Source organism: Zhihengliuella halotolerans (assembly GCF_004217565.1).
GTDB classification, from domain to species: domain Bacteria; phylum Actinomycetota; class Actinomycetes; order Actinomycetales; family Micrococcaceae; genus Zhihengliuella; species Zhihengliuella halotolerans.
On sequence record NZ_SHLA01000001.1, the window covers coordinates 2,358,511 to 2,378,477 of the forward strand.

Sequence of the window (19,967 nt, forward strand, 5' to 3'; positions counted from 1 at the left end):
CTAGAACATCTCGGCGAGCTGCGGGTAGAGGTCGAAGACCCCCAGCAGCACGGGCAGCAGGGCGACCGTGGCGATGGCCTCGGCGCGGCGGGCGTTCAGGCGCAGGCTGGCCGCGACGTGCTCGGGCACCTCGAGTGGGCGCAGCACGAGCGGCAGGAGGGCGAACGCGAGCAGGGCGACGCCGAGCAGCCACACCGGCACCGCGTCGCGCATCCAGTACGCGAGAACCGCCGTGCCGAAGGCCGCCGCGCCGAGCAGCACGGCCCGTTCGAGGGCCAGCGGAAGATTGCGGGCGCGCAGCCCGGTCACGACGATGAGGAGGACCGCGAGCGCGATCCCCCACCCGTTGACGTCACGCGTGAGCATTCCGTGCGACGCCGCCGCGAGCGAAAACGCGCACAGCACCACGGCCCCGACGAGCCCCTGGTGGGCGTCGCGGTAGGCGCGGCGCGCGCGGGCGACGCCCGGGCGTTCACCGCGGGCGACGGCGTCGTGCAGGGCATTCATGCCGGAGAGCCCGAGAGCCAGGCGCGGAGCGAACCCAAGCAGGAACGCGGTGCCGACGCCCGCGACCGCGGTCGCGGCTCCGGGCTCGGGCCAGATCTGCAGCCCGCCCGCCCAGAGGACGCCCAGGACGACGGCGGTTGCCGACGTGACGAGCGCGCCGCCCGGACTGCGGCGCCCCGCCTGCCACGCGATCAGGGCGAGCGCGGTCCAGGCCGGCGCGAGCCACGCGGCCCACGGAGAGGAAACGGGGGCGAGGGCGTAGATCGCGACGATCGCGCCGGCGCTCAGCGCGAGGAGTTCGACGTCGCAGGCGAGCCGCCCGCGCGGGACGACGGGGACGCCGAGCAGGGCGAGAGCCGCCAGGGTGACGCCCCCGGCGAGCTGTGCCGACGGCTCCGCGGCCCCGGTCGCCAGGATCAGGGCCGCGATCCCGAGAACGGCGACGACGGCCGTGCTGACCAGGCGGGACGCCTCGAAGGTCCATCGATCGGGCGAGTCTGCGGCGAAGTGCTCCGTCTCCTCGGCGAGGTCGTAGACGACCGGGTTCGGCACGGCCTCGTCGCGGCGGTCGAGCCGGAGGACGGCGCCGTCGCGGATTCCCGCGGCGGACAGCGTCACCTGCGGGGCGAGGCTGGCCGCGCCCACGGGCGTCAGCGTGAGTTCGCGCGGTCCGCCCGCTCCGGGCGCGGCGCCGGCGATGCGCAGGATGTCGGGCATCAGCGCGCCGAGCTCCTGGTCGGACGGCAGGAGCGTCTCGATGTTGGAGGTGGAGGTGGCGATCGTGACGCGCGTGTAGCCGGCGCTCATGCGAGGCCACCGAGGGCGAGGCCGGCCGCCGGCAGAGCCAGCCCGTTCCGGTTCTGCTGCTGGGCGAAGAGGTCCACGACGAAGGAGTAGCCGATGCAGCCGGCGCAGACGATGGCCGCGATGACGATGCCGATCAGCAGGAGTTTCGCCCCGTCACTGTAGGTGCGGCGGGTGCGCTCGGCGCCGAAGAGCAGGGACTTGAGCAGGCGGTCGCGCCGGACCGACACCGACTCCAGAATCTGCTGGTCGTAATCGAAGGCCACGGACTTCCTCTCGGCCGGGAAGCGCTCTCGGAGAGTGCTTTGTCATCAGTTCGTACCGCCGTTCGATCTTCCGTGCCCATCGACCAATGCGCTGTGACGGGGCACGTCAGCGGCGGCGACACTCCCATATTGTCATGCCGAACCGAAGCCCTTCGAAGTTATCCACAGGTTGACAGCATCGGGTGATGCGGGCCTTTCGCGGCTGATAGCGTCGTGCCCATCAGGGTTCGTCAAGCCCCTTGACGAGAGCTGGTCATCCGATCTTGAAGCCAATACAAGGAGTGGCGGTTATGAAGTTTGATATGGGAGCGTCGACGCTGTCGACGCTGAATCAGCAGACGGCCGGATCCAACGACGAGCTCGGCTCGTTGGTCCGTCAGCTGGTGGACGCAGTCGCCCCCTTGCAGGGCAAGTTCAACGGCGCTGGACGGGCGGCCTTCGACAACTTCAAGGCCCGCGCCGACGAGATCTCCGCCGACCTGAACCAGTCGCTGGCCAAGATCGCCGAGGGCCAGCAGGCCATGAACATCGCCACCCAGACCGGCGATCAGGAGGCCGCTGACAACGCCAGCCGCAACCAGGGCGCGGCGAACTTCGACGCTGCGCGCTTCGCCGGCGGCGGCGATGGCTCCGGTGCCTCCTCAGCCACCGTCCTCAACCCCTCGGAGCCCGCGCAGACACTGCCGGGCAACGTCACCATCAACCGCTAGGGAGACCCCATGTCCATGGATCGCATTTCCTTCGATACCGGCGCCTCCTCGCAGGTGCAGTCCGACATCAGCCAGATCGTCAGCCGCCTCGAGTCCCTCATGAGCGAGCGCGACCAGCAGGTCAGCGCAGCCATGAGCGACTTCCAGATGGACGGCGCGGACGCCGAGTACCAGGCGGTCGAAACCCGCTGGCGCAACGCGTCAGCCGAGGTCAAGAACATCATCGCGCTCGTCCGCTCGACCCTTGAGACCAACGACGAGACAGCGACCTCCACCCAGGCCCGGACGCGCAGCGCGATCTCCAACATCGGCTGACTCCGCTTCTCGACGGACGTCCAGCGCGGTCGACGGCAGCGGCGCGCCTCAGACGTTGAGCCGGTAGCCGCGCTTGATCACCGTGGCCACGAGCTTCGCATTCGGCAGCGACTGGCGCAGCCGGCTGACCGCCATGTCCAGCGCGTGATCGCCCTGCCCTTCGGGCAGGATTTCGATCAGGTCGGCGCGGGAGAGCACAGCCCCCTCTGCGTCGGCGATCGCCCGGAAGAGCGCCAGCTGGGAGGGCCCGAGTTCCGCGCTCTCCTTCCCCAGCGTGACCTGGCTGCCGCGGATGCTCAGCTCGCCGAACGCCGTCGTGCAGCGCTGCGTCCCGCGATCGGAGAGGTACTCGACGATCTGCCGGATCATCGCGCCCATTCGGAAGCGCTCCGGGACCAGCGGATCGATACCGACGTCCTGCAGCGGCTGCGCGGTCACCGGGCCGACGGTCGCGGCGACGACGTTGGTCTGGAACGCCTGCACCAGCTCCCAGTAGCGGCCCCGCTCGTGCGCCGCGCTCCACAGCGCGTCGACCGCGGGAGCGGCGGTGAAGGTGACGACGTCGAGGCCGCCGCTCACGACGGCGTCGATCAGCTTCTCGACCTTCTCCGCACTGCCCTCGGGAACGACCCAACGGTAGGGCGAGACGGTGATGACGGTGGCGCCAGCGGCCTCGAGCCGGGCGATGTCGTCGAGATCGGCGTGGCCGTGCATCTGGATCGCGACGGTGCATCCGTCCACGCCGGTCTCCAAGACGGAGTCCACCAGCGTGGACGTGCGCTCGTCCTCGCTGATGCCGTCGTCGGTGAAGCCGGCGGCGCGCACGGCGCCCCGGGCCTTCGGTCCGCGCACGTAGATCGACGCATTCTCGAGGACCTCGGTCAGAGCCTCGCCCTGACCGTGGGCGTCCGCCGATTCGACCCAGCGACGCATGCCGTAGGCCGTCGTCACCAGAAGGTAGTCCGGCCGGGCGGCGATCAGTTCCCGGGTCTCCCTGACGAGCTCGGCATCCTCGGCGATGGGGGCGATCTTCAGGACAGGTGCGTGCAGGACCTCGGCCCCTCGCCGTTCGAGCGCGTCGATCAGGTCGGCCGAACGCCGGTCGCTCGTCACGCCGATCCGGAATCCGGTCAGGGACCCGCCGGCCGTCTCGGGAATGGCCGCGTCGTCGGGCTTGGCCGGGCTGCAGGCCGAACCGTCCGCGCCGGGGCTGCCCCCTGCGGCCTGGCCGGCCTGTTCGCTCTTGTCCGTCACGCGCGCGAGTCCTCCCTCGAACCGGCCGCCGCACCCACGTGCGCGACCAGTTCTTTCCAATCATTTCCGACGGCGACCACGTCGCCGATGACAACCACCGCGGGCGAAGCGCACTTGGCTTCGGCCGCCGCCATGACCAGCTTATCCAGCGCCGCCACGGTCGAGCGCTGCGTGTCGGTGTACCCGCGCTCGATGACGGCCGCCGGGGTCTTGGGATCCAGGCCGTTGCGGATCAGGCCCGCGACGGTCTGCGGCAGCGTGGCCACCCCCATGAGCACCACGATCGTCCCGCCGAGGCCGGCCAGGTGCTCCAGCTCGTCGTCGCTGAACGGCTGGTGCCCGGAGGCGACGGTGAACATCTTCGCGACACCGCGATGCGTGACCGGGATGCCCACCGTGCCGGGCACGGAGATCGAGCTCGTGATGCCCGGGATCGCGGTCACGGGCAGGCCGGCCGCGACACAGGCATCGACCTCCTCGCCGCCCCGCCCGAACACGAACGGATCCCCGCCCTTGAGCCGGACCACGGACTTCCCCTCCAGCGCGGAAGCGACCATCATGTCCTGGATCCGCCCTTGCGGCACCTTGTGGTGGCCGGGCGTCTTGCCGACGTCGATCAGTTCGGCACCGGGTGCCAGCTCGCCGACGATGCCGACCGGGCCCAGCCGGTCGTAGTAGACGACGTCAGCCTGGGCCAGCGCCTTGCGGCCGGCCACGGTCAGCAGGTCGGCCTCGCCGGGTCCGCCGCCAACGAGGGTCACGGTGCCGTGCTCGGGCGCCGCCTCCTCCTGCACCAGCATGACGCGCCGTTCGCGCGCCAACGCGGGCAGGAAGTCCCAGCCGGGATTGCCGTCGTCGACCGCGACGATGAGGCTGGCACGGGACAATGCGGGGCTGAGCGCGGCCATCTCCGAGGGCACGACGGCGGTCGTCACCGCCGCGCCGAGGCTGCGGTAGCGCGCGACCGCGCGGCGCGCGGCGCGCTGGGTGCCGCACACCACCACGACGTGGCCCGAGAGCTGCGTCGTTCCGATGAACGGCGCGTTCGCGGTCATGACGCCGCACCGCCGGCGGGGGCGCCGACCGGGATCGAGGCCCCGAGCGGGACCGGGCCGGCCGGACGCTTCTGACCGCGTTCCTCGACATAGGCGAGGGACTCGTCCTTCTGGTCGGGTGCGTTCACGAAGGAACGGAAGCGGCGCAGGCGCTCCGGATCCTTCAGCGTGGCCGCCCACTCATCCTCGTAGCCCTCCACGTGGCGATTCATGGCAGCTTCCAGCTCCTCGCCGAGACCGAGGGAATCCTCGACCACCACGGAGTACACGTGCTCGATGCCGCCATCCAGGTCATCCATCCAGTGTGCCGTGCGCTGCAGGCGATCGGCGGTTCGGATGTAATACATGAAGAAGCGGTCGATGTACTTCAGCAGGGTCTTGTCGTCGAGGTCCTTGGCCAGCAGCTTGGCGTGGGCCGGGTTCGCGCCGCCGTTGCCGCCGACGTACAGGTTCCAGCCGGCTTCCGTCGCGATGACGCCGACGTCCTTGCCTTTCGCCTCCGCGCATTCGCGGGCGCAACCGGAGACACCCATCTTGAGCTTGTGCGGCGAACGCAGGCCGCGGTAGCGCAGTTCCAGATCGATGGCCATCTTGACCGAGTCCTGCACGCCGTAGCGGCACCAGGAGGAGCCGACGCAGCCCTTGACCGTGCGCAGGGACTTGCCGTAGGCCTGACCGGATTCGAATCCCGCCTCGACGAGCTCCTTCCAAATATCCGGCAACTGCTCGAGTCGCGCGCCGAACATGTCGATGCGCAGGCCACCGGTGAGCTTCGTGTAGAGCCCGTACTTCTGGGCGACGTTCGCGATCACGCCGAGCTTCTCCGGGGTGATCTCACCGCCGGGGATGCGCGGGACGACCGAGTAGGTGCCGTCCTTCTGCATGTTCGCCAGTGCGCGGTCGTTGGTGTCCTGGAGGCCGCCGAGGTCGCCGTCGAGCGGGTGGGCGTTGTGCTGGGAGGCGAGGATGTTCGCGATGGCGGGCTTGCAGATGTCGCAGCCGAGGCCGGTGCCGAAGCGCTCCATGACGGCCTCGAAGGAGTGCAGGTCGGCCAGGCGGATCGCCTCGAAGAGCTCGGCGCGGGAGAACGAGATGTGCTCGCAGATGGCCTTGGAGACCTCGACGCCGCTCTTGGCCAGCTCCTTCTCGATGAGCTTCTTGAGCATCGGCACACACGAGCCGCAGGACGTGCCGGCCTTGGTGCAGCCCTTGACTCCGGCCAGGTCCTGAACCGGATCCTGCCCCTCGCACGTGCCGCAGCCGCCGACGGTGTCGCGGATGGCCCCGGCCGTGACGTTGTTGCACGAGCAGAGGGTCGCGTCGTCGGGCAGCTCGGTGTCCGGGGCGTCGCCGCCGCCGGCCGCCGACAGGTAAGCGCCGGGCTCGCCGGGCAGTTCGCGGCCGAGCAGCGGGCGCAGCGAGGTGTAGGGGGCGGCGTCGCCGACGAAGATGCCGCCGAGCAGCGTCTTCGCGTCGTCGCTGACGACGAGCTTCTGGTAGACGCCGCGGGCCGGGTCCGCATAGACGACCTCGAGGGCGCCCTCGGCCTTGGCGAACGCGTCGCCAAAACTCGCGACGTCGACGCCGGAGAGCTTGAGCTTGGTCGCGGTGTCGAACCCCTCGAACGTGGCCTCCCCGCCGGAGAGGCGGTCGGCGACGATCTCGGCCATCGTGTTGGCGGGGGCGACGAGGCCGATGCAGAAGCCGCCGAAGTTGGCGACCTCGCCGACGGCCCAGACGTTCTCGACGTCGGTCGCGCACGTCTCGTCGATGACGACGCCGCCGCGCGGCCCCATCCGAAACACGGGCGAGTAGTCGCCGGCCGGCTCCTGGTCGGTGCCCTCGAGCTCGTCGACCGGTTTGCCCGCGGCCTGTGCGGCGATCGCCTTGGCGCTCTGGTTGATGGTGCGGATCAGCTCGTCACGGGGACGCACGCCGATCGAGACGATGACCATGTCGGCGTCGATGATGCGCCCGTCGGCCATCTCGACGCCGGTCACGCGCTCCTCGCCGTCGACCTCGGTGGTGAGGACCTTGGACGGGAAGACGCCGCCGTGGACCTCGAGGCCCTTCTCGGCGATGAGCCGGCCCATCGCCTGCCCGGCGCCCTCGTCGAGCTGCGTTCCCATGAGCCACTTGCCGCCGTCGATCACGATCGGGTTGGCGCCGAGGGACTTCACGCCTGCCGCGGCCTCGAGGCCGAGCAGGCCGCCGCCGATGGTGACGGCGTTGATCGTGCGTCCGTACTTTTCGGTGAGCTCTTCGATCTGCTGGTTGATGGCCCAGACGTCTTCGAGGTACCGATACACGTGCGTGTGCTCGTTGCCCGGGATCGGCAGCGTCGCGGCGTTGGAACCGGTCGCGAGGACCAACTCGTCGTAGGCGAAGCGGCGGCCGTCGGCCGTGACGGCTTCCTTGGTCTCCAGATCCAGGTCGACGACGCGGGCGTCACGCACCAACTCGATGCCCTCGTTCTCCCACAGATCCTTGTCGAACGTCAGGTCGACGCCGGTATCCGTGAGCGCCTTGGACAGGGCCACTCGGTCGTAGGGTACGTGCGACTCCTCGGTCAGCACGGTCACGTGCGAGCCGGCCAGACCGCGAGCGGACATGGCATCGGTGAATCGGTGCGCCGCGGGGCCGCCTCCGACGACGACGATCCGGCGGGTGCCCGTGGTGGTGGCGTTGCTCATGGTTGCCTCGCTTGGTTGGGGTTCGTGGTGCGGCGCGGCCTGGCGAGCCGGTGCGCCTGCTGTTTCTCTGCCCCCAAACCTAGGGAGCGGGATTTGCCCTGCAGTGTCCGTGGTGTCACGCCGGGGAAACATCTTTTTTTCCTGCCCCTGCCGCGCCGGTGAGCACCGCGAAACCCCGTCGAAACATGCCAACTCGCCCGGAATCTCGGGGCTGCTCCGCCTCACGCTCCGGTCCGTCGGCCTGTGAGGCGCGATTTACCGCAGCGATATTGGTTCCGCTCCACACCTGTAACACGCGCTCCCTAGGCTGATGCCGAACCCGAACGAATCACGCCACCGCAAACACATGAGGAGCGGACCATGACGACTCTGATCGACGAAGCAACAAACGTGACCACCTGGGTCGAGGCCTGCTGGCTGGATGACCTGAAGCCCGGCTGGGGCGAGGCCGCCTGGATCGACGGCCAGCAGATCGCCCTGCTGCGTTTCGCGGACGACGCGTTGTTCGCCGTAACGCAGAAGTGCCCGGGGACCGGCGCTCAGGTAATGTCTCGCGGCATCATGGGCAGCCGAAACATCGACGGGGAACTCGTCAAGACGATCGCCAGCCCGCTGCACAAAGAGGTCTACCGACTGGACACGGGCGAGTGCCTGAACGCGGACGACGTCGACCTGCTGGTCTACCCTGTACGCGTCGAGTCCGCCCGCGTCATGGTCGGACTGGGATAACGATGGGAGCCGCACTGATGTCGCGAACCGACGCCAACCATTCGCCGGCGTCGAACGACGCCTGGACCGGATGGATCCCGCCCGTCGAGGCCGGCACGCTGGTCGCCGCCTCGCACGGCACGGGCAGCCCGGTCGGCCAGCGTGCCATCCGCGCCCTGGTCCAGGCCGTCGACGCCGCCCGCCCCGGTCTGCGTGTCGCCGAGGCCTTCGTGGACGTGCAGACCCCGGACGTCCCGGCGGTGCTCTCCAGCGCCGGGCTGCGCCCGCGCATCGTCCCGCTGCTGCTCTCGACCGGCTACCACACCCGACACGACCTCGCCGAGGCCGCCGCCGGGGCCCAGGGGACGACGGTGTCCCGGGCGCTCGGTCCCGATGCGCGCCTTGCCGACGTTCTCGCCCTGCGCTTGAAGGAGGCCGGGTTGCGCAAGGGAGACCAGGTCATCATGGCCTGCGCCGGGTCCACCGATGCCCAGGGCGTCGCCGATTGCCACACGATGGCCAAGCTGCTCTCCCAGACAATCGGCGCCAAGGTCGAGGCCGCGTTCGTCTCGGCCGCCGAACCCTCCGTCGAAACCGCCGTCGCCCGGGCCCAGGAACGAAAGCAGCGCGGCTGGTTCTCGCCGCGCCGGCGCGCCGGCCGCGTCGTCGTCTCGACATTCCTCATGGCGCCCGGCCACTTCGCGGCCCGCGTCGCCGGCTCCGACGCCGACGTCGTCGCCCAGCCGCTGCTGGTCCCCGGGCTGCCCGTCCCCAATGAGCTGGTTGAGATCGTCCTGGAACGGTACGACCAGCCGTAGCCCGCGCCGTAGCGTCTGCGGCAGCAATCGACACGGCGTCGGGCCGTCCGGAAGGGCGGTCCGACGCCGCTTTTTCGCGTCCGGAGCACCCCCGGTCGGGCCTGCTGCGAGGGGTCGGAGCAAAGAAAAACGAACCGATTCGTCCTAGGGGGTATATTCCTCGGGATTTATCGCGTACTGTTGCACTTGTAGTAGTCGTAGTTTTTCACGCAGTATTTGCAGTGCCATGTCCTTTGCAGGCTTGACCGTTGTAATTCGCGGTGAACTTCCCGCACAGCTACGCGTAGGCCGCGCACCTTGCGGTCACACAACCCGCGCACCAGCGTGCTTTGTCTCGCGTGCAATGTCTTGAAAGGACAAAAAATCATGGCAACAGGTACTGTCAAGTGGTTCAACCCGGAAAAGGGCTTCGGCTTCATCGCTCCTGAGGACGGCTCCGCCGACGTGTTCGCTCACTACTCGGCCATCCAGTCGAACGGCTTCCGTTCGCTGGACGAGGGTCAGCGCGTCGAGTTCGACGTCACCCAGGGCCAGAAGGGCCTGCAGGCGGAGAACATCCGCCCGGTCTAAGTGAACGGCCTCACGGCCCTCGTTTAGCTTTCGCCGAGAACGCGGATCCGTCCGCGCCGGCTGCTCAGGCGCCCCACCAGCTGGTGGGGCGCCTGACGCGTTTAACCCCTGACTTCGCCGAAGTGCTCGACGAGCGGGAACGGCTCGTAGAAGCGGTGCAACAGCTGCTTCCACCGCCCGTACCCGTCCGATCCGCGAAAACCTTCCGTGTGATGTTCGATGCTCTCCCACTCGACCAGCAACAGGTACTTCGAGGGCTCCTCGAAGCAGCGCAGGAGGCGTACCTCGAGGCATCCCGGCATCGACGAGATGATCGGACGAGCTTCGGCGAACGCCGCTTCGAACTCGACCTCACGGCCCGGAACCACGGGCAGTACAGCGTGCTCGGTGATGGACATGACCAGCCTCTCATCGGGATTCGTCCCGGAATAGGGCAACTCCGGGAATGAAGTCGGGCGCCGGGCGGTTGGCACCAGAGTGATGCCAACACTATCTGTCCTTGATCTGGCCCCCATTCGCTCCAGCTCCGCTTCCGCCCCCGGCGACGTCGCGGCCTCCTTCGCCGAATCCGTTGCCCTCGCGCAGGCGGCCGAGGAGCTCGGCTACCGCCGCGTCTGGTACGCAGAACACCACAACATGCCCTCGATCGCCTCGAGCGCGACGAGCGTGCTGATCGGGCACGTGGCGTCCAAAACCTCGACCATCCGACTCGGGGCCGGCGGCATCATGCTGCCGAACCACTCCCCGCTGGTCATCGCGGAACAGTTCGGCACGCTCGCAACGCTCTACGGGGATCGCATCGACCTCGGCCTCGGCCGGGCGCCCGGCAGCGACCAGCTCACCTTCCAGGCCTTGCGCCGCGACCCCGCCTCGGCCGAGTCCTTCCCGCACGACGTCCTGGAACTTCAGGCCTACTTCGGCACGGAGTCGCGCATCCGGGGCGTGAACGCCTACCCCGGTTACGGGACCGGCGTCCCCCTGTACATCCTGGGATCGAGCCTCTTCGGCGCTCAGCTGGCCGCCCAGCTCGGCTTGCCGTACTCGTTTGCGTCGCACTTCGCCCCGGATTCCCTGCAGCAGGCCGTGCGAGTGTACCGGGAGAACTTCCAGCCCTCCGCCCAGCTCTCGGAGCCCTACGTGATCGCGGGCGTCGGCGTCGTCGCGGCCGACACCAACGCCGAAGCGCAAGAGATGATGGAAGCCGTGCGCCGCGACCGCGTGCAGAAGTTCCTGGGGCGCAACCGCGCCGAGCCGTTCACCGAGGAAGAGCTGGACATGGTCATGGACTCCCCGGGCGGCGAGCAGGTCCTGAAGATGCTCAAGTACACGGCTGTCGGGAACGCGGACGCCGTCGGCGACTACCTGACGCGCTTCGCTGAGACCGCCGGCGCCGACGAACTGATCACCGTGCAATCGCCGATCGAGGCGGACGCCCGGCTGAACTCTCTGCGCATCACGGCCGCGGCCGTGGGCGTCGCGGCAGTCTAGCGCCGCAGGGCCAGCGCCTCCTCGACCTGCGCGGCCGCGGCCTGCAGGTGCGGGAGCAGGTCCACTGCCCGCTCCTCAGCGGAGGCCTCGGCCCCCGGCCCGCCGACGCTCATCGACACGTTGAGCGCGGCGACCACCGTCCCGTCAGGCCCGCGGACCGGCACAGCCAGCGAGCTCAGCCCGCGCTCGAGCTCCTGGTCGACCAGGCACCAGCCCTGGTCGCGCACCCGCGCCAGCTCGGCCCGCAGCGCCTCCGGCTCGGTGATCGTCTTCTGGGTCAGCGCGGCCAGTTCGCCGCCGGCGCTCAGGCGCGCCACGACGTCGTACTCCCCTCCGGGACCGCCCGTGCTGCCACGCGGCTCAGCGGAGAAGGCGAGCAGCACCCGGCCCATGCTCGTGGCGTACGCGGGGAACCGGGTGCCCACGGAGATGCCCACGCGCATGATGCGGCGGGTGTGCACGCGCGCGATGTAGACCACCTGGTCGCCGTCGAGCACGGACGCCGATGCGGACTCCCCGACCGCCCCCGAGAGCTCCTCGAGCACGGGCTCGGCCAGCTGCGGCAGGTCGTGGCTGGAGACGAACGCGTAGCCGAGACGCAGCACGCGCGCCGTCAGCTCGAAGTGTTTTCCGTCGGTGCGCACGTAGCCGAGGTCGGTCAGGGTCAGCAGGAACCGGCGGGCCGTCGCGCGCGTCAGGCCCGTCACCCGCGCGACGTCGGTGAGCGTCATGGAGGGGTGCTCGGCGTCGAACGCGCGGATCACCTCGAGGCCGCGCTCGAGGGACTGGACGTAGTACGACGACGGACTCTCGCCCGCCGCTGCCGGCGCACCGGTGTTCGCTGACTCGGTCATGGGACTTCAGGCTACCGAATCAGGCGCGCGTGAGCCCGATCGGGACGCGGGCGGCGAGCTCCTCGAAACTCGTGCCGTGGGTCGAGCGGACCGTGACGCGGCCGCCGTCGAGCAGGAAGACGGCTTGCTCGGTGTAGATGCGGGACACGCAGCCCAGGCCGGTCGCCGGGTAGGTAAGCGCCTCGACGAGCTTGGGCTCACCCGACTTCGCGAACAGGTTCATCATGACCCACGTGGCCTTGGCGCCGGTGGCCAGGTCCATGGCGCCGCCGACGGCCGGGATCGCGTCCGCGGCGCCCGTGTGCCAGTTGGCGAGGTCGCCGGCGGCGGAGACCTGGAACGCGCCGAGCACGCACACGTCCAGGTGCCCGCCGCGCATCATCGCGAACGAGTCGGCGTGGTGGAAGTAGCTGGCCCCGGCGAGCTCGGTGACGGGGACCTTGCCCGCGTTGATGAGGTCGCCGTCGATCTCCTGCCCGACCGCGGCCGGGCCCATCCCGAGCATGCCGTTCTCCGTGTGCAGGGTGACCCCCTGTTCGGGCGTGAGGTGGTTGGAGACGTTGGTCGGCTGGCCGATGCCCAGATTCGCGAACGCGCCGGCGGGGATGTCGGCAGCGACCATGCGCGCCATCTCGTCGCGGCTCAGGTGTGCCTCGGTGGTGGTGAATGTCGTCATGTCCGGGTTCCTCACTTCGTCTTCGGTGCCAGCGCCGGCGTGGGCCCGGAATCGATCCGGACCACGGTGTCCACGTAGATCCCCGGCGTCACGACGACCTCCGGGTCGATGCCGCCGACGGGCACGACGTCGTCGACCTGGACGATCGCGTGGGCCGCCGCCGTCGCCATGACTGGCCCGAAGTTCCGCGCCGTCTTGCGGTAGACGAGGTTCCCGAAGGTGTCGGCGCGCAGGGCCTTGATCAGGGCGAAGTCCGCCTTGATCGGGGTCTCGAAGACGTGGCCGACGCCGTCGATCACGCGGGTCTCCTTGTCTTCGGCGAGCATCGTGCCGTAGCCGGTCGGCGTGAAGAACCCGCCGATCCCGGCCCCGGCTGCGCGGAGGCGCTCGGCCAGGTTGCCCTGCGGGACGAGCTCGAGCTCGATCTCGCCGGCGCGGTAGGCGGCGTCGAAGTGCCACGAGTCCGACTGGCGGGGGAACGAGCAGATGATCTTGGCGACGCGCCGCTCCTTGATGAGCAGGGCGAGCCCGGCATCGGCCTGGCCGGCATTGTTGTTCACCACCGTGAGGCCTCTAGCGCCCGACTCGAGCAGCGCGTCGATCAGTTCCATCGGCTGGCCGGCGTTGCCGAACCCGCCGATGAGCACGGTGGAACCGTCCCCCACTTGCGCAACGGCGTCGGCGGCGTCTTGTGCGATCCGTGGTGCCATGTTCTTTCTCCTACTTCGCGTTGACGTTCTCGATGACGACGGCGATGCCCTGCCCCACGCCGATGCAGAGGGCGGCCACGCCGTACCGCTCGCCCGAGGTCTCGAGGCGGCGCGCCAGCGTGCCGAGCACCCGGAGGCCGGAGGCGCCGAGCGGGTGCCCGATGGCGATGGCCCCGCCCCAGGCGTTGACGACCTCGGCCGAGGCCAGCCCGCGCGCCTGCCACTGCTCGATGCAGGCGATGGCCTGCGCGGCGAAAGCCTCGTTGAGTTCGACGGCGGCGATGTCGCCCCAGGAGAGACCTGCGCGGCGGACGGCCAGGTCGGCGGCCTCGACCGGGGCTTCGCCGAAGTACTGCGGGTCGTTGGCGGAGGTGCCACGGCCGATGATCTTCGCGATCGGATCGCGTCCGAGCACGCCCGCGGCGGCTTCCGAACCGAGCCAGGCAGCGGAGGCGCCGTCGTTCATGGGCGAGGCGTTGCCGGCCGTGACAGTGCCACCCTCGGAGCGGAACACGGTGCGCAGGCCGGCGAGGGTCTCGGGGGTGGAGTCGGGCCGGACGGTCTCGTCGCGGACGACGTCGCTCCCGCGCTTCGTTGCCGCCGCCACGGGCACGACGAGGTTGTCGTAGCGCCCCTCATCCCAGGCGCGGGCGGCGAGCCGGTGCGAGCGCGCGGCGAACTCGTCCTGCGCGGCACGGGAGATGCCGTGCTTCTCGCGCAGCCGTTCGGTGGCCTCGCCGAGGGAGACGGTCCACTCGGCCGGCATCGCCGGGTTCACCAGCCGCCAGCCGAGCGTGGTGTTGGCGAGCTCGAGGTTAGCCATGGGGAACGGGCGCTCGGTCTTGGGCAGCACCCAGGGCGCGCGGGACATGGACTCGACGCCGCCGACCAGCACGAGGTCGGCCTCGCCGACTTCGATCTGGCGGGAGGCAGAGATCGCCGCGTCCAGCGAGGAACCGCAGAGCCGGTTGACGGTGGTGCCCGGGATCGACGTCGGCAGTCCGGCGAGCAGCGTGGCCATGCGGGCCACGTTGCGGTTCTCCTCGCCGGCGCCGTTGGCGTTTCCGAAGACGACCTCGTCGATATCCCCCTCCGCAGCACCGGCCTCGAGGCCGGGCGCGCGCCGCACGAGCTCCTTGACCACGTGGGCGGCGAGGTCGTCCGGGCGGTGACCGGACAGCGAACCGCCGATCTTCCCGAACGGCGTGCGGACGGCGTCGTACATGTAGGCCTGGGCCATGTGAACTTCCCTCGGTTGTACGCTATATGAACTTCTGTACGTTAAGCGAACACTTTACCGGATGGAAGACGGCTGCGGAAGGCCAACGACTCAGATCCGCAACGACGAGTGGTCGCCTGGAACGAATCCAGACGACCACTCGTCGTTGCGCACCGCGGGCCGGTCAGGTCCGGTGCAACGGCCAGGCGGCGCCGATGGCGTAGCACCCGGTGATCGCGACGACGGTCGCCGCGACGACTGCGATGTCGAGTCCGGTCACGCGCAGGGAACCGAGCCGGATTTCGCGACCGCGCGGATCGATCGTCGCGAACGTGAAGCCGCGGGCCTCGAGCGCCTCGACGGTGGTCCGGACGGACTTCGCCGTGTTGAGGAAGATGGGGTAGAACGCCTTGACGACGATCTTCGCCCAGTGCGCCAGGTGCCGCCAGCCCAGGACTCCGCCCTTGATCGGAGGAGCCTCCCGCAGCTGGTAGCCCTCCATGACCGTGGAGAACTCCTCGACGAGGATCGGCATCATCCGGTAGCCGTAGCTCACGGCGAATGCCACCGCAGGCGGGAAATGCAGGGCCAGCAGGGCGTCGGAGAGCTTCTCCGGATCGAGCGAGACGAAGGCGGCGAGGCTGACCAGGGAGACAACGCCCAGTTTGACCGTGACTTCGGTCAGGGCGACGAAGGTCGTGAAGTCGCCCCCGAAGAGCGTCGCCGCGAGCACCAGGTAGACGAGCTCGAAGCCGAGCCCGATGACGAACAGGCCGAGCACGAGCGGGCCCACACGGGAGATCACGACGAACACGCTCGCGAGCGCGAACAGGCACGCCAGCGTGGTCAGGTTGTGCGTGAACCACGGGGCCATCGCGAACAGGACATACCAGCCGATCACGACCCGCGGGTCCATGCGCGAGATCAGCCCGCCGCGGGTCGCGTAGGCCGTTCGGATCAGCTCGAGCTTGACCCACTCGACCGAGAGCACGTCGCGCTGCTTGCGTGCGAGCTTCACGCGACGACCTCCGTCTGCTCGGCGGCGAACGCGGCCGCGAACTCGTCCACCGTGAGCGGCAGCGGATCCATGCCCAGCCCCGCGCCCAACTGGGTGATCTGGGGCGGGACCAGACGGGCCCGCTCGAGTACGTCCGCGCGGGCGAAGAGCTCGCGCGGCGTCGTGTCGGCGACGACTCGCCCGCCCTCGAGGGCGATGACCCGGGTCGCCCATTCGGCGACCAGATGCATGTCGTGGGTCGCGACGACGGAGCAGGAGATCACGTCGGAGAGGTCGGCGAGCATGCCGATCACGTCGTCCCGGCTCGCGACGTCGAGAGAGGCGGTCGGCTCGTCGAGCAGCAGCAGGCTCGGGCGCATGGCCAGGCCGATCGCGAGCGTCGCCCGGCGCTGCTGGCCGCCGGAGAGCGTGCGCCCGTCGCGGTCCGCGAACCCGGCGAGCCGGACCCGCTCGAGGATGCCCTCGACGAGCTGCTCGACGTCGTGCGCGCGGCGTCCCCGCGGGAACAGCCCGACGTCGTCGCGCACCGACGCCTTCAGGAACATCCGTTCGGGCTGCTGGTACAGATACGCGGCGCGGTCGGCGAGCCGGTGCGCGCGCTTGCTGCGGGTGTTGTCGCCCTCGAGCAGGACGTCGCCCTGACGCGGGACGGCGATGCCCGCGAGGAGCTTCATGAGCGTCGTCTTCCCGGCACCGTTGCCGCCGATGAGGGCGACGCGGTCGCCGGCCGAGAAGTCCAGATCCAGCCCGGCGATGACCGGCTGGAGGTCCCCGTGCACGCCGCGGTAGCCGTGATCCACGCCGCGCACGCTCGCGACGACGCGCCGGGCGCCGTCGTCGTGTGCCGCGTCCGGGTCGCTCACGACGGGCACGACGGCGGCCGCGCGCCGGCCGCCCACGAGGGCCGCCGCCTCGGCGACGGAGCGGGGCGTGCCGTCGATCCCGAGCCGGCGGACGGCGTCGACGATCTGGGGCGCGGGAATGCCGTGCTCGACGAGCTCGCCGGCCCGGCCCAGCGCCTCGCGGACGGGCAGGTGCCACACGGGGGCACCCTCGCTCATGAGCAGCACGGACTTGGCGTGGGCGGCGATGAATTCGGCGTGGTGCTCGATCGTGATCACCGTCAGCCCGTGCTCCTCGTTGAGGACGGCGAGCCGGCGGTAGATCTCCTGGGCGGCCGCCGGGTCCAGCTCGGCAACGGGCTCGTCGACCACGATCACCTCGGGTCGCAGCGCGAGCACCGAGGCCAGGGCCACGAGGTGGGCCTGACCGCCGGAGAGCTGCCACACGAACCTGTCGGCCAGGTGGGTGATGCCGAGCAACTCCATCGCCTCCGCGGTGCGCTCCGCGTGGTCGGACTGCCCGTAGTTGATGGGGCCGAAGGCGACCTCGTCGCGCACGGTCGGCCGCACCAGCTGGTTCTGGAAGTCCTGGTAGACGTAGCCGACCGTCTGCGACAGGGCCGCGACCGAGGAGCCGAAGCTGTCGACACCGGCCACCCGGACGGATCCAGCGAACTCGCCGGACCAGTAGTGCGGGACCAGCCCGTTGAACGTCTTGCAGAGCGTGGTCTTGCCGGATCCGTTGCCGCCGACGACGGCCACGAAGTCTCCGCGCTCGATCGTGAGGTTCACGTTGCGCAGCGTGTCCGCGTCCGCGCCGGGGTACCGGAAGCTGAGCTCCTCGACCTCGATGATCGGCGTGCTCATCGCAGGTCCCCGCGCCCTGCCCGGCGCTTGCGCCAGACCGCGAACAGGATCACAGCGATCGCCAGCACGACGACGGCGGCGCCGGCGCCCACCCAGAGGAACACGTCGCCGTACGCGTCGAGGAAGTCCGGCTCGAAGACGCCGAAGGACAGGTCCACGGCCTCGAGGAAGGCGAACACGAAGGAGCCGAGGCCCGCGAGCACGGCGACCGCGACGAACCAGAACGCCTTCGGAGCCTCTCCCGGGAACGGCTTGCCGGGCTCGCGGGGCTGCAGGCCGAGCAGCGGCTCGAGCCGGCCGTAGAGCTCCGGGATCAGCCAGAGCGCGGGGATCGCGCCGAAGAGAATGCCGGAGATGATCACGTCCACGCCGAATCCGAGGGACTCGAGGAAGAGGATCGACTGCGGCAGGCCCTCGACGAATTCGGCGTCCTCGACGCCGATCCACACCTTCGCGAGGTCGACGACGGCGGAGAGGAACTTGTCGATACCCACGATGAGCAGTGCCCCGAGGAAGATCTGCCCCCGGCTGCGCGGGTTGCGGATGATCGAGCCGGCGACGAAGATCGCCAGGAACATCTGGATGAACCCCTCCACCTCGGCCAGGCCGGAGAAGTCGCCCATCAGCAGGTCGGTGAAGACGATCTCTCCGAGCGGCGCGCCGAGCGCCACCCAGAAGGGGCTGACCAGGGCGGCGAGGGTCAGGGGGATGAAGACGAAGTAGCTGACCGAGAATTCGACCGGTCCGATCGACACGTCGGGGACGACCTCCAGGATGATGTTCGAGAGCCCGAACAGGGCCATCGACAGCACGAAGATCATGAGGTTCTGCGGCGTCGAGGCGCCGGCCCCTCCCGTGCCGCGCAGCTCGCCGCGGCGCTCGTCGGTTCCAAGAGTGGTGCTCATATCCGTATCTCTCTTTCGCAGGTGTGGTGAGTGATGGATGGTCATCGGGCCAAGGCGGGGACGGCGCCCATGAGCCGCGCGAGCCCGTCGGCGTCGTCGACGACGTCGGTCACGAGCCCCTCGGCGAGGGCCGCCTCGAGCGCGGGGTCTGCCGTGGAGCCGCCGCGCACCAGGACCCGGCGCCCGATGCCGCACGTGTGGGCGGCGACGGCGTCGTTCTGGGGCTTGTCCCCGTAGAACCAGCTCAGGCCCGGGTCCGCGGCGGCGATCGAAAGCGCCTCGCGCACGAGCGCAGGGTCGGGCTTGCGGGCGCCGGCCTCGTCGGAGCAGACGTAGGCGGCGATCAGATGGTCGATCCCGTGTTCCGCGCACACGGCGCGCACGGCCCGCCCGCTGACGGTGTTGGAAACCACGACGACGGGGCGGCCCGCGGCCGCGCACGCCTCGAGCAGCGCCGCCACCCCCGTACGCAGTTCGCGGCGTGACTTGGCCGCACCGTAGCGGGCCATGACGTCGTGCGCCTCGGCGGTCAGGACGGCGCGCTGGCGGCCACTGAGGCCGGCGCCGAACCAGTCGCGCCAGAACGTGGGCGCGTCGACCTCGGGGATCCCCGCCCCCGGGCCGGAACCGGTGCGAGCGTCCCGCTTGAAGTCCCGGTACACCGACCGGGCCGCCTCGACGCGTGTGAGCACGCCGGCGGTGTCGGGGCCGGCCTCCGTCCCCGCGAGCAGATCGGCGAGCCAGCCGGCGAACCGGTCCATCGCCTGCGGGTCCGCGGCCGAGGCCGAGATGACGCCGCCGTGGTCGATGAGCAGGGCGCCCCGCACAGGGTCGACTACTCCGGGCTCGCGCGCAGAGCCCGGAACCGCGGGGGCGCGCGGGGACGGCGCCGTCGTCGTCGTGCCCTGGGCCGTGCGCAGGGCCCGGGCGAGGCCCTCAGGGGTGTCGAAGACGGCGTCGGCGGTGTCGGCGACGGCGAACGGCGGCTCGTCCGTGTGGTGACTGCGGGTGAGTACGACGGCGGCGACGCCCGCTCGGCGCCCGGCGACGACGTCGCGGTCCTGGGTGTCGCCGACGTACCAGCAGCGCGCGGGCTCGACGCCGAGGCCGCGGGCGGCGAGCTCGATGATGCCAGGGTGCGGCTTGCGCAGGCCGACCTCGTCCGAGTAGCACTGGATACCGAACCGGCCCTCGAGGCCGTGATCGGCGAGAATGCGGCGGTGACTGCGGCCCGAGTGCGCGTTGGAGACGATGCCGACGGGGATGCCCCGGGCGTCGGCGATGTCGAGCAGCTCGCGGATGCCGGGCCGGAGGTCGTGCGCGGAGAGGGTCGTATTCAGCTCGGCCAGCACGTCGGAGGCCTCGGCGGTCAGGAGCGCGCGGGCGGGTGCCGGGAGGTCTGCGGCGAGGAAGTCCGCGACGACTTCGCGTGGGCCCATCTCCGTCGGGGCGAGCCGGCGGCTCTGCGCGTGCTTCCAGTGCTTGAGCGCGGTCAGCCCGGCGTCGAGGGACCGGCGCAGGTCCGTCCGGTCGGCCGGCAGGTGGGCGCGTTCGAGGCGGGCAGCGAGGGACGCGGCCATGCGGTCGCGGCCGTCGGGGTGTTTCCGGGTTTCGAAGACGACCCCGCCGAAGTCGAGGAGCAAGGCATCTGGAACGTTCCGGAGAGCGTGTTCGTTGTTCATGCCGTC

20 protein-coding genes are annotated in these 19,967 nt (G+C 70.1%); 6 read left to right on the forward strand and 14 right to left on the reverse strand.

Features of this window, described 5'->3' with window-relative positions; translation table 11 throughout:
* Positions 1 to 1,314 (reverse strand): EsaB/YukD family protein, encoded by a 1,314-nt coding sequence (locus EV380_RS10660; RefSeq protein WP_130451125.1) that lies wholly within the window; start codon positions 1,312 to 1,314, stop codon positions 1 to 3.
* On the reverse strand, positions 1,311 to 1,577 hold the full coding sequence (locus EV380_RS10665; protein ID WP_180967213.1) for a hypothetical protein: 267 nt from the start codon (positions 1,575 to 1,577) through the stop codon (positions 1,311 to 1,313). The genes EV380_RS10660 and EV380_RS10665 overlap by 4 nt, the downstream gene beginning before the upstream one ends.
* A gap of 290 nt (positions 1,578 to 1,867) precedes the next feature.
* On the opposite strand from EV380_RS10665, the gene EV380_RS10670 reads away from it, so the two are divergent.
* Together EV380_RS10670 and EV380_RS10675 are read left to right on the forward strand one after the other, a co-directional pair.
* Complete coding sequence (locus tag EV380_RS10670; RefSeq protein ID WP_308409768.1) at positions 1,868 to 2,287, forward strand: WXG100 family type VII secretion target; 420 nt, start codon at positions 1,868 to 1,870, stop codon at positions 2,285 to 2,287.
* A 15-nt stretch (positions 2,288 to 2,302) separates the two neighbouring features.
* Positions 2,303 to 2,602, forward strand: coding sequence for a pore-forming ESAT-6 family protein (locus EV380_RS10675; RefSeq protein ID WP_242607583.1), 300 nt, complete (start codon positions 2,303 to 2,305; stop codon positions 2,600 to 2,602).
* 48 nt (positions 2,603 to 2,650) lie between these two features.
* Here EV380_RS10675 and EV380_RS10680 read toward each other — a convergent pair whose 3' ends face one another.
* The 3 genes from EV380_RS10680 to nirB form a co-directional block, all read right to left on the reverse strand.
* Positions 2,651 to 3,760, reverse strand: coding sequence for a uroporphyrinogen-III synthase (locus tag EV380_RS10680; protein ID WP_130452193.1), 1,110 nt, complete (start codon positions 3,758 to 3,760; stop codon positions 2,651 to 2,653).
* Between the two features lie 92 nt (positions 3,761 to 3,852).
* Positions 3,853 to 4,911 carry a uroporphyrinogen-III C-methyltransferase gene (cobA, locus tag EV380_RS10685; RefSeq protein ID WP_130451126.1) on the reverse strand — a complete coding sequence of 353 codons (1,059 nt, stop codon included), beginning with the start codon at positions 4,909 to 4,911 and terminating at the stop codon, positions 3,853 to 3,855.
* On the reverse strand, positions 4,908 to 7,604 hold the full coding sequence (gene nirB / locus EV380_RS10690; RefSeq protein ID WP_130451127.1) for a nitrite reductase large subunit NirB: 2,697 nt from the start codon (positions 7,602 to 7,604) through the stop codon (positions 4,908 to 4,910). Before nirB ends, cobA begins: the two co-directional genes overlap by 4 nt.
* 360 nt (positions 7,605 to 7,964) lie before the next feature.
* On the opposite strand from nirB, the gene nirD reads away from it, so the two are divergent.
* The 3 genes from nirD to cspE all read left to right on the forward strand — a co-directional run bounded on the left by nirD (position 7,965) and on the right by cspE (position 9,700).
* Positions 7,965 to 8,333 (forward strand): nitrite reductase small subunit NirD, encoded by a 369-nt coding sequence (gene nirD, locus EV380_RS10695; protein ID WP_130451128.1) that lies wholly within the window; start codon positions 7,965 to 7,967, stop codon positions 8,331 to 8,333.
* 17 nt (positions 8,334 to 8,350) lie between these two features.
* Positions 8,351 to 9,130 (forward strand): sirohydrochlorin chelatase, encoded by a 780-nt coding sequence (locus tag EV380_RS10700; protein WP_130451129.1) that lies wholly within the window; start codon positions 8,351 to 8,353, stop codon positions 9,128 to 9,130.
* Between the two features lie 366 nt (positions 9,131 to 9,496).
* Positions 9,497 to 9,700, forward strand: a complete 204-nt coding sequence (cspE, locus tag EV380_RS10705) for a transcription antiterminator/RNA stability regulator CspE (RefSeq protein WP_102157271.1) — start codon at positions 9,497 to 9,499, stop codon at positions 9,698 to 9,700.
* Positions 9,701 to 9,801: 101 nt separating this feature from the next.
* Here the strand turns inward: cspE and EV380_RS10710 are convergent, their stop codons facing one another.
* On the reverse strand, positions 9,802 to 10,098 hold the full coding sequence (locus EV380_RS10710) for an antibiotic biosynthesis monooxygenase family protein (protein WP_130451130.1): 297 nt from the start codon (positions 10,096 to 10,098) through the stop codon (positions 9,802 to 9,804).
* An 82-nt stretch (positions 10,099 to 10,180) separates the two neighbouring features.
* On the opposite strand from EV380_RS10710, the gene EV380_RS10715 reads away from it, so the two are divergent.
* A complete protein-coding gene (locus EV380_RS10715; protein ID WP_102157269.1) occupies positions 10,181 to 11,188 on the forward strand; it encodes an LLM class flavin-dependent oxidoreductase in 1,008 nt (335 codons plus the stop codon).
* Here the strand turns inward: EV380_RS10715 and EV380_RS10720 are convergent.
* From EV380_RS10720 to EV380_RS10755, 8 genes are all read right to left on the reverse strand, one after another.
* Positions 11,185 to 12,042 (reverse strand): IclR family transcriptional regulator domain-containing protein, encoded by an 858-nt coding sequence (locus EV380_RS10720; protein ID WP_130451131.1) that lies wholly within the window; start codon positions 12,040 to 12,042, stop codon positions 11,185 to 11,187. The genes EV380_RS10715 and EV380_RS10720 overlap by 4 nt on opposite strands.
* 19 nt (positions 12,043 to 12,061) lie before the next feature.
* Positions 12,062 to 12,718: a CoA-transferase gene (locus EV380_RS10725; RefSeq protein ID WP_130451132.1), complete on the reverse strand. Its 657-nt coding sequence runs from the start codon at positions 12,716 to 12,718 to the stop codon at positions 12,062 to 12,064.
* Between the two features lie 11 nt (positions 12,719 to 12,729).
* On the reverse strand, positions 12,730 to 13,428 hold the full coding sequence (locus EV380_RS10730) for a 3-oxoacid CoA-transferase subunit A (RefSeq protein ID WP_130451133.1): 699 nt from the start codon (positions 13,426 to 13,428) through the stop codon (positions 12,730 to 12,732).
* 10 nt (positions 13,429 to 13,438) lie between these two features.
* Entirely contained in the window at positions 13,439 to 14,668 is a 1,230-nt protein-coding gene (locus EV380_RS10735; protein WP_102157265.1) for a thiolase family protein, read from the reverse strand.
* Positions 14,669 to 14,831: 163 nt separating this feature from the next.
* Entirely contained in the window at positions 14,832 to 15,665 is an 834-nt protein-coding gene (locus EV380_RS10740; RefSeq protein WP_242607586.1) for an energy-coupling factor transporter transmembrane component T family protein, read from the reverse strand.
* A complete protein-coding gene (locus tag EV380_RS16895; RefSeq protein ID WP_130451134.1) occupies positions 15,662 to 17,374 on the reverse strand; it encodes an ABC transporter ATP-binding protein in 1,713 nt (570 codons plus the stop codon). Before EV380_RS16895 ends, EV380_RS10740 begins: the two co-directional genes overlap by 4 nt.
* Positions 17,371 to 18,279 (reverse strand): DUF8171 family membrane protein, encoded by a 909-nt coding sequence (locus tag EV380_RS10750; RefSeq protein ID WP_102159327.1) that lies wholly within the window; start codon positions 18,277 to 18,279, stop codon positions 17,371 to 17,373. The genes EV380_RS16895 and EV380_RS10750 overlap by 4 nt, the downstream gene beginning before the upstream one ends.
* A gap of 41 nt (positions 18,280 to 18,320) precedes the next feature.
* Positions 18,321 to 19,961, reverse strand: coding sequence for an HAD family hydrolase (locus EV380_RS10755; RefSeq protein ID WP_130451135.1), 1,641 nt, complete (start codon positions 19,959 to 19,961; stop codon positions 18,321 to 18,323).
* Positions 19,962 to 19,967 lie beyond the last annotated feature (6 nt).